Below are 9,310 nucleotides of genomic sequence, written 5' to 3' on the forward strand. Positions count from 1 at the left end.
TGGTTAAGGAGTTGGACGGCGTGGAGTGGTGGGGGACCTTGCGCGCCGGGGCCATCTGCTTCACAGCGGAGTTTCTCGTAACCATCGGATCGATGCGCGACAATTGAGAGTCCGTTACTCCCAGGGAACGAAGGCAACGTGGCACTCATCAGAACCCCCGCGGGCGCACCGAGCTACGCGTCCCCCGAAGATCTTTACAGGGACCTCCCGAGACGACCCGGGGCCGTTCCAGGGCTGTGGTCTCATCAAGCAGACATACTGCGTGACTACGTCGGTCACGTATCCGACCCGGACGTTGCGCTCGAACTCCCAACGGGCACAGGCAAGACCCTGACCGGCCTCCTGGTCGCAGAATGGTCGCGACGCACTCGCCGCGAGCGCGTCGTCTACGCGTCCCCGACGAAGCAGCTTGCACGCCAGGTGGCAGCGTCGGCTTATCGCGAGGGGATCGATGCGTCGCTGCTGATCGGTCGTTACACCAGTTGGGACCCGGTCGCGCAGGATCGGTACGAAGCCACGGATGCGATCGCAATCACGACCTACAGCTCGATCTTCAATTCGAACCCGCACCTTGCGGAACCAGCCGTGATCTTGTTTGACGATGCACACGCCGGCGAGCAGTACGTTGGCGAGCAGTACGCCGTCAGCATTAGGCGCTCTCTTCGCCAGGATGGCGGCTGGGTGCACAATGACGACTACGACCAGATCCTCGAGGCTGTCGCGCCCGCACTTGACGGTGTCTTCCTGGAGCGACTTCGTGCGCCGCAGCCCGACCCGAGCGTTGGCGATATCGTGCGTCTGGTCATTCCGCTTCGACAACCTGGCATGGTCAGAGCTCTTGGGACGCGTCTAGCTGGGCTCGATGGGCCTGAGAAGTTCAGTTACGCAATGATCGGTAGCGGGTTGGCGTCATGCCTGGTGTATGTGGCCTACAACGGCATACTGATTCGCCCGTTCATCCCGCCGACCTTCCAAAACCCGCTCTTTAGCCGCGCCCGCCAACGGCTCTACCTGTCGGCAACTCTCGGGGGCGGCGGCGAGCTGGAGCGAGCTTTCGGACGTACCGGGATGATCAAGCTGTCACTCCCAGAAGGATCCGCCGCTCCGCGCTACGGGCGTCGCTTCTTCGTCTTCCCCGAACTCGCGGAAGATATCGACTCGGACTCGCTCGCGAAGTCAGTCGTTCAGCAGGCTGGGAAGGCGCTGGTGCTTTCACCGCAGACCGAACGCGCCATGAAGGAAGCGACTGACCTAGCTCAGCCTGGTTGGCCGGTGCTCGGTATTGGCGATGTCGAGGAAAGCATGACGCCATTCGCCAACCTCACAAATGGGATGTGCGGACTTGCTGGTCGCTACGACGGGATCGACCTCCCGGGTGACGCCTGTCGCCTCGTAGTGATGGCGGGCCTGCCCGATCAGGACAACCTGCAGGAGCGCTTCTTCGCCGGACGCGCACGGGCGTCCTTGATCCTCGCGGAGCGAGTACGGACTCGAATCATCCAAGGGGCGGGCCGATGCACGCGGGGACCAGGAGATATCGCGCTCGTCTTGATCAAGGATCCTGCGCTATCTCGCTATCTCGGACGGCCCGAGACTCTCGGAGCGCTTGACTCGGAGCTGCAGGCGGAGATCCGCTTCGGCCGCGAGAATTCCCAGGCTGCACAGAGCGCCGCGGATGTTCTAGAGAACGTCACCACCTTCCTCAGTCAAGGCACCGACGATCAGTGGCGCACCCTCGCCGAGCCCGCCCTCGCGGACTACCGGCGTGAGATGCCGCAGCAGTCGCCGCCCGGGTCCGCCGCCCTAACGGCAGCTGTCGAGTTTGAGGTTCGCGCTTGGGCGTCGGCGAACGCCGGTGCCTGGGCGGATGCCGCCGCCAATGCGTTGGAGGCGGCCAGGATTGTTGGCGAGGGTGGCAACGAGACGCGCGGCTATCGTTCGTACTGGCTGTATCTCGCTGCAGTGTGGACCGACCAAGCAGCTGAACAGACGAATGACGCGACGGGTCGAGCGACCGCCGACGCCCTGGTCCGTCAGGCCGAGGCGACGATGGGACTCGGATCGTGGGTTCGCGAGATGGCACAATTCCCAGCGATGCCTGCTTCGGCGCTGGAAGCTCCCGACGCGGTCGCGGTGGCCGCTATCGCAGCGAAACTCGCCAGCGGCGTGAACCAGGGCAGCCACTCTCGAATGGTCGGGGAGATGCACGCCGGTCTGCAGGCGACCTCACCCGGCCAGTACGAACCGGCACTTACCGACCTCGGAAAGCTGTTGGGCGCGACCGCATACAAACCCGCCCCGAGCGGTCGCTGCGACTCGGTCTGGCTCTGGGATAACGAACTGTGGCTAGCGCTGGAGGCAAAGAGCGACCACGTCGCCAGCGGTGTCGTCCCGCATGACGATGTGCGTCAGGCCAATGATCAACTTCGTTTGCTTGCCGGCGACAGGTCTGTCCCGATGGCGCCGCCGGAGAGCGCGACCATCCTGATTTCACCAAAGCCGGGGATCCACCACGACGGAGTCGTGGGCGCCGAGAGTCACGTGCACTTCGCCGCGCCCCTGCTCCTTCAGGAGATCGCCCACGACGTCGCCTCCGCTTGGACTGATCTCCTCGCCAGACGTCAAGGTCTCACGGAAGCGCAGCTCCGCGACCTCGCGGGATCCGTTTTCCGCCATCGCGGAGTGCTGCCTTCACAAGTCCTCGAGCGCCTTACTCGGGAGCCGATCAATTCGATGGCGCAATAGCCGGGATTCCGCCTTTCCGCCGTCGTCGCCGCTGGAGGGCTCCCTTGTCCATAGCGGTCTTTGCAGTCGCCTGGACTCACCTATCACTGGCACCTTGAAGGATGGGTACGAGGTCAGCCACATTGCTGAGCACTACAGTGCCGTAGCGTTCGTCGATCTTGCCAACGCGAAGACGATGCGCCCACTGCCGTTCGGTCACCACAACGTCGCAGTACACCGCCGCGATCGGCAGGCCGAGAAGGTCGTTGAGATCATTGGGCTCCCATTGCTGCTCCCACTGACGCAGCTTCGCCGATCGCATGACATTGGTTACATGCCTCGTGGGCAAGCTATCCATGAACGACTGCACAAACGAGGGGGTTAGTTCTCCTACGAACTCTTCCCACGTGAGGCCCACACGTTCAAGCGCTTCTATGACTTCTCCCTGGATGCTTCCGAGATCGGAGGCGCGAACGGCCGCTTCGAGCAGCTCGCCGGTCAGCCCCCTCCTCTGAATCTCCGACCTGATCAAGGTCTCATGGTCCGCGTACCTTGCATCGATCGAGGCGATCGTCTTGACGAACTCGGGAGCCTGTAGCGCGTCGGAGCCCCTCCGAAACAGCTCTTCTTCGACGACCTGTTGGAATGCTCGCTCGAAGTCCAGCTCGCGGCCAAGAATCTTCGCCTTGCTGGCGTCGTCAAGCCTGCTGAGATCGGGCCGCGGCAGGTCAAGGCGATCCTTCAGCACGTGCCGAAGTCCGAGGCCAAAGACTTCGGACCGCCTCGGGACTTCGGGACGGCCGAGGCGACGGTTCAATTCAAAGTCGATTTCCGCGGGGAGAGCGTCTCGAGCGAGAGCGATCGTATGATGTCGGGATAGCTCGAGCATCACGTCGATCACGTCGTTCCGTGATCGCGGATCGGCGCGCTTCGTTGTTTCGGAATAGCGGTAGAAGTCGAGCGGGAACGACGCCGACCCGGTAGCAATCGCGGCTCGAGCGAACGCTAGAGCCTCAGTGAATGCCTTCCCGCTGGGGTGCCCGGTTGCGGCCCGTGCAAGATCGATCCACTTGTTCTGGTCGAGGTAGATCCGCAGCACGACACCATTGTCCGCAAGCGCGTCGCCGTGAAGATATACGGCGCAAGCGGCACCATTCTTGTCAAGCGATTCGTGGCGTCCTGCACACTGGACAGAACCAGCGCAGCGGGCCACGGTCCTCGAGGATCACCATGGGCATCAGGTCGACTGGGCAGTTGGGAACACCGATTGCGGCCAGGTCGTCCATCACAGCCGTGACCGTACACGTGGCGGTTGATGAACAATGGCGATCATGCACAAGCGCTGAACCCGGTGCCGGAGAACTGATTAGCCCTAGGCGATCGGGAGAGCTCGGCTGCGATTCGCCGGGACAAGTATGGAGACTTCCACTTCGAATGAGAAGCGCCCGGTCCCCTCGACCGCGCGAGCGGGAGGGAACCGGGCTATAGGGCTACTCCGCCTTGTCGGCGCGTGCGCGAGGCGGCTTATCACCACCCTTCGGAGCGGCCCTGGAAGATCGACTCGATCGCGCCGCGCTTGGCGGCGGCTTCACGTTCGATCTTGGCGCGCACCTGCTCGGCGCGCTCCAGCACCTTCGGATCGCTCTTGGACTTCTCGATCCAATACTCGAGCGCCAGGCGCGTTTCCTCGGTCACGCTCCGAGCGTTGAGATCCGCAAGGATCTCAAGCTGGGCGCGAGCGCTCTCGGTCATGCGAACCGACAGCGGGCGAATCATCTCGCCGGGGTCGTAGCCCGTCCCCGGCAATGCGTTGGGATCGCTCATGGCGACCCACCTCCTCTCCTACGTGCGACCGGCGAACCGGGTGGTTCCCCTAGGAGTCGCAGCGCGGTGAGGAGGCGCCGGAGCAGATGGCTCGACGGCTGAGGCCCAGTGTGAGGCGGGGCGGTATCTCGCACCATCCGCCGATCGCTTGTCTTCACGGAACTGGCCGATCGTGACATGAAGCGAACCCGAGCGCCTGATATCGATCGGCGAGAGTCGTGATCCAGCCGACCAGTTTGCCCGCCCTCGCCGCGGACCTCGAACTCACCTCGCCTTCGAAGTTCCTCCACAACGTGTCCAAGACTCTCCCGGCGCCGCGGCGCCGGCCCTACGAAACCGTCGGTCTTCGGCACCGACGAGGAGGGAGCGCGGCGACGGACCTCCCAGGGCTTGCCGACTTGCTCAGGCATAGGTGCGAGCCACGAACCACCGCTCCAAACGCTGGTCGAAGCGCACATCGAAGATCTGGTTCTCACCACCGAGCGGACGCCCCTGGAATCGCCAGCCGAACGGGCACGGGGGTTCGTGCGTGACGAAGAACCAGTCTTCCTCGAGCCGGGTCGGCGTATCGGTGACTTGGTACTCGACGTCCCTCCATGTCATGGCAGTCGGCTGGCCGGTGTCGCTCAGCGCAAGCCAGACGGAATCATTCACGGCACCCTCCACCAGTCGAAACTTTGTTCGAGTGATGTGAGACACTACATCTGACTCCCCGACACGCCAAAGCGTTCGCCCTCTCGTCGTAGCGCGGAGTTACGCTGATCAGCTTCGTTCCCAAGGAGGTAGGTAAGTGCTCGGTAGCGACGCTCCGGTCGCCGTGCTCAAGGCGATGGAGAACCACCTCGATCAGAGCGACCAGATGGCGCGTTTCCTCGACCGCGGTCGTCACCTCGCTGACCTCGTCGCGGCTCGCCCGGCGATCGTCGCAAACATCGAACGGATGCAGGCGTCGGCGATCGTTGCCGCCCAGGCGATCAAGCCGGTGACGCCTCAGCTCTTCGCGAACCTCAACGCTGCCGTTGACGTGATGCGCCTGGCCAATCCCACCCCCGCGGTGCAACTCCTCATGAAGGACGTCGTCGCGAGGTCGCCGGTCTTCAATCTCACCTTCGAGCAGCTCGGCATCCGGTCACCCTTCGCGCAGATGCAACACCTGAGCGGGATCGCCGAGGCGATCACCGAGCAGGTCATGACGCCCGAGCTGAGCAAGCTCATCGCCGGGATCTCGGACTCCGTCACCGCCCAGCTGAGCGATGCGCTCCGCGTCTCGACTTGGCTGAACGTTCCCGACTTCCCACACCTCTGGCTTGGTCGTCCCGGTCGACCGCGCCGGATGGGAGTCGTTGAGTGGCTGGCCGTCCTCCGCGGAGACCTGCCCGAGCTTCGTGAAGCCATGCTCGCGGCGCTCGCGGCACCCCTGCAGCCCGTCGGCAGTGCCGCCTATTTCGCAAGCCAGCTGCTGGATCACCTTCTCGAGATTCTCGTGCCGAGGCGGGAGATCGTCGTGGAAATGATCGCCAAGCCGCAGGGGGCGCTGTACCTCGACATGCGAAGTGGAGAGCCGCGCGTCACCTGGAGTGCGCGCGGCTACGCCGTGGCAGCTAGGTCGGGACTGGCCGAGGATGAGCGGCACGCCTTCGCGACCGCAGCGACGGTCGGGGCGCGACTGAACGACATCCGGCACCACCCGTACCGCTACAAAGTGGAAGATGTCGAGCCCCTGATCAAGCAGGTCGAGCGCATGCTGTTCCGCCTCGCCGGTCGCTGCTTCCCTAACTGAGATCGGGCGTCCGCCCACGGATCAGGGATGAGGGCGGACGCCCACACGGGCGCATCAGATCGCCCGATCCCTTGACCGTAGTTTGCGGCGCGCTCGCGCGACAGTGGTCGCGGCCTCGCGATGGCAGGACTCGTGCTCGGGTATCTCGGAATAGCCGCGGCGGTCGCGGCTGGCGTAATCGCAGTCCTTCGTTCTGAACCGCGTCGCGGCAGGCCCGGCCGCACGCTCTCTGTTGAAGAAGGGCGCGGCGCGTCTCTGGCGAGTGGCATTCTGACGTCGTGGATGAGTTTGAATTTGGCGAGGGCGAACTCGCGGACGACGATCCCGAGGTGGTGGCCGCGATGATTCGGCTAGGTGAGGTCCGGGCTTGCGAGCTTGACGTCGCCGAGTTCACCGCCTTAGGCATGGGTCGTTGAGTCGGACTCGCCGCGCCCGCCCTGAAGGGCTGGAGGAGGCGCTGGCGCGTCGAGTGGTCTCGTTTGGGACGGGCCTTCGCGTCGATCGAGAGGATGACGGACGCGCGCCCTCGCTTCCCGACGCGCTGATTCGCGACGGTGACGAGTCCTATCCAATGGAGGTCGTTTCAGATCAGGATGTCGACTTCCTCCGGCAGCAACATGCATTGAAGAAGCAGGGCCGTTTGCTCGACGCACCGGGGCTTGGCCCTGGATGGTACGTCGCGGTTCGTCACGCTAGCGACGTGGCCACGCTTCGCGCTCACGTCGAGCCGCTGATTCAGCAGCTCGCGCGCGAACGGCTAGAGGGTCCGGTCTTCTACCGTGTCTCGGACGGGCTCCGAGCGCTTGGCGTGGAGTACGCGGAGCCGACGCTCGGCAAGCCCGACCTGATTTACATCACCTCCGAGGGCTGGAACACCTGGACCGATTCGATCTCGCTGCCCGCCTGGGTCGACCGCGTCTTGGAACAGAACCCCGACGTCGCGAAGAAGCTCCTCGCCGTCCCTGCTCGCGAGCGCCACATATTCATCTGGGCCACGTTCGGAAGCTCCATGAGCATGCGGCGGAGCCTCCGAGCGGATCACGACTTCGACGCACACCTCGCGCCGCCGCAGCTCCCTCCAGGGGTCGACCATGTTTGGGTGGGGTGCACGACGACCGGACACCGCTGCGTCAGGTGGTCAGCGTCGAGCGGCTGGGTAGATACCGGGTGGGTCACCCTGCCAGAGGACGAGGAGTCCTAGCAGGGACCCGAATGCCTGAATGGCGAGGACGGTCGGGGCCATTACCCTGCCTTTACCACTCGACAAGGGAATGCGCCGTGGCCTCTCCGCTCAAAGAACCGGACTTCACGATTCAGACTGAGGCGCGCTCGGATGCGCCACCCGACTTGCAGGAGGTCTTCCAGGCTTACTGGGACTTGGAGGGTCTCGACCCGGACTCGCACGCTCCAGTCTGGCGCATAAAGTCAGGCGAGATTCCGCACAAGTACTGGAGCGGGGTTGCTTACGTCGCGGCCGCGGCCGGCGGAACGGCAACACTCCTCGACCGAACGTGCCCGTCATGCAGCGCACCGCTGACGCTGAGTTCGCGCCAAACCGTCGCAGACGTTCAGGCCGGGAAAGACCCCGAGTGCCGCACCTGCAATTCGTCCATCGACGAGCGAGCGGCAAGCCTCCTGAAACCCGAATCGCTGGCAAAGCGAGCACAGCAGAAGGAGAAGGAGGACGCACAGCGCTCAGCACGCGAAGCCGCAGAGCACTTGCAACTGCGCCGTCGAGAGGCTATCGAGACCCGCTATTCGGTCGAGTCGGACAGCGGCGAGTACCTGCTCGATCAGGCATCGATCACCGCACGAGTTGGTGCGCTGGCCGTGCTTCACGCGGTAGGCGATGAAGGCGGGCTCGTCTATCCCATTCACTATGGCGACGGCACGATCGCGCCGAACGAGTCAATGGGTCGAGAACTCTTCGTTGCCGCCTGGCACTCCGAGCTGCTGCAAGTTCATCCGACCTCTCCGACAGATGCGTTCGTCTGGGAGGGTGACGACCTCACCAGCAGCATCTACGTCGCAAAGGCTCGCTTCTTCTTCCCCGGGGAGGGGTCTCTACCGGAGCGCCTGGAAGAGTTCGCCGACGCGCTTCGGCTAAGGATCGCGCTGCCCGGTCTGTGGTCGACCGAGCGAGAAGAACTTCAGTCGCTCGCGGCTCGGCTCGTGGCTGAGGAAGCTGCCCGCTACTTCGTCTGGATGTTGCAGGAGCACAACCTGCCCAACCTCACCGAGAAGCACGAAGAGGCTCTGCGCACCACGACCACCCAGGGCGCTGAGCGGTTCGCGCTCGGCCATCTGTATCGCATGGCGTGGTCAGCGGCTCGAGGTGCCTCCAGCAGCTACCAACGGAATACGGGCATGAGCAAGGCGAACGCGATCACCTACGGCCTGAAGGAATTGGATCGCTTCCTGCAGCGTGCGTCGGATGACCCCAGCATTTTGAGCGAGCCCTTCGAGGAGTACAAGGCGAAGCTGCCGCTGTCGGCCGCGACCGGCGTCGTGTTCCGAACGATCTTCGGACTCGATCCCATGAAGGCCTCGCCGGAGGATGTCGAAGCGGTCGTTGCGGGGTCACCCGACTCCGAGTTGCTGAAGCGTTGCGATGAAGGCATTCCGGATCGTCAGGAACTGATGGAGTGGATCAGGACGACCCAGAATGAATGGACAGCGGAGCGCTTCCGACAGCTGCTTGCGCAACTCGAAGACTGGGCGCCTCGGCTCTGCGCACCGCACTGTGCTCACGAACGTGTTGAGGAAGTCGCCCGTCAAAGCGGGCGGGTGTTCGATCGGATCGTGTCTAGGGTCGGCGGTGTCGACGCGGCAATCCTTACGGCTGAGGCGACCGGCGTTGCGAATGCGATTCGAGACCGGGTTCGAACCGGCGACGCGTTCTTGGCCGAGATAGTCAATCGGCTCAAGTGGGAGACCGGCGAGCCTTCTGCCGACGTTTGGTCTCAGCAATGAAATTGGCCC

Annotated in this window: 8 protein-coding genes; 5 read left to right on the top strand and 3 right to left on the bottom strand. The window is 63.9% G+C overall.

The window, feature by feature from the left end; genetic code table 11:
• Window positions 1–138 precede the first annotated feature (138 nt).
• The gene (locus tag ACILQS_RS02615; protein ID WP_395638541.1) at window positions 139–2,745 is read left to right on the top strand and encodes a DEAD/DEAH box helicase; all 2,607 of its coding nucleotides are present in this window, start codon (window positions 139–141) and stop codon (window positions 2,743–2,745) included.
• A 76-nt stretch (window positions 2,746–2,821) separates the two neighbouring features.
• Here the strand turns inward: ACILQS_RS02615 and ACILQS_RS02620 are convergent, their stop codons facing one another.
• From ACILQS_RS02620 to ACILQS_RS02630, 3 genes are all read right to left on the bottom strand, one after another.
• Window positions 2,822–3,823: a hypothetical protein gene (locus tag ACILQS_RS02620; RefSeq protein WP_395638542.1), complete on the bottom strand. Its 1,002-nt coding sequence runs from the start codon at window positions 3,821–3,823 to the stop codon at window positions 2,822–2,824.
• A 428-nt stretch (window positions 3,824–4,251) separates the two neighbouring features.
• Window positions 4,252–4,548, bottom strand: a complete 297-nt coding sequence (locus tag ACILQS_RS02625) for a hypothetical protein (protein ID WP_395638543.1) — start codon at window positions 4,546–4,548, stop codon at window positions 4,252–4,254.
• Window positions 4,549–4,950: 402 nt separating this feature from the next.
• Entirely contained in the window at window positions 4,951–5,202 is a 252-nt protein-coding gene (locus ACILQS_RS02630) for a hypothetical protein (RefSeq protein ID WP_395638544.1), read from the bottom strand.
• A 163-nt stretch (window positions 5,203–5,365) separates the two neighbouring features.
• Here ACILQS_RS02630 and ACILQS_RS02635 point away from each other — a divergent pair, with 163 nt between their 5' ends.
• The 4 genes from ACILQS_RS02635 to ACILQS_RS02650 all read left to right on the top strand — a co-directional run bounded on the left by ACILQS_RS02635 (window position 5,366) and on the right by ACILQS_RS02650 (window position 9,301).
• On the top strand, window positions 5,366–6,328 hold the full coding sequence (locus ACILQS_RS02635; protein ID WP_395638545.1) for a hypothetical protein: 963 nt from the start codon (window positions 5,366–5,368) through the stop codon (window positions 6,326–6,328).
• A 278-nt stretch (window positions 6,329–6,606) separates the two neighbouring features.
• Window positions 6,607–6,744 (top strand): hypothetical protein, encoded by a 138-nt coding sequence (locus ACILQS_RS02640; RefSeq protein ID WP_395638546.1) that lies wholly within the window; start codon window positions 6,607–6,609, stop codon window positions 6,742–6,744.
• Window positions 6,745–7,028: 284 nt separating this feature from the next.
• A complete protein-coding gene (locus tag ACILQS_RS02645) occupies window positions 7,029–7,529 on the top strand; it encodes a hypothetical protein (RefSeq protein ID WP_395638547.1) in 501 nt (166 codons plus the stop codon).
• 77 nt (window positions 7,530–7,606) lie between these two features.
• Window positions 7,607–9,301: a hypothetical protein gene (locus ACILQS_RS02650; RefSeq protein WP_395638548.1), complete on the top strand. Its 1,695-nt coding sequence runs from the start codon at window positions 7,607–7,609 to the stop codon at window positions 9,299–9,301.
• Window positions 9,302–9,310 lie beyond the last annotated feature (9 nt).

Source organism: Pseudolysinimonas sp., from assembly GCF_044239695.1.
Classification (GTDB): Bacteria; Actinomycetota; Actinomycetes; order Actinomycetales; family Microbacteriaceae; genus Pseudolysinimonas_A.

Excerpts from the sequence above, each read along its gene's own strand:
- ACILQS_RS02625 (WP_395638543.1), bottom strand. The coding sequence starts at position 4,548 with ATGAGCGATCCCAACGCATTGCCGGGGACGGGCTACGACCCCGGCGAG.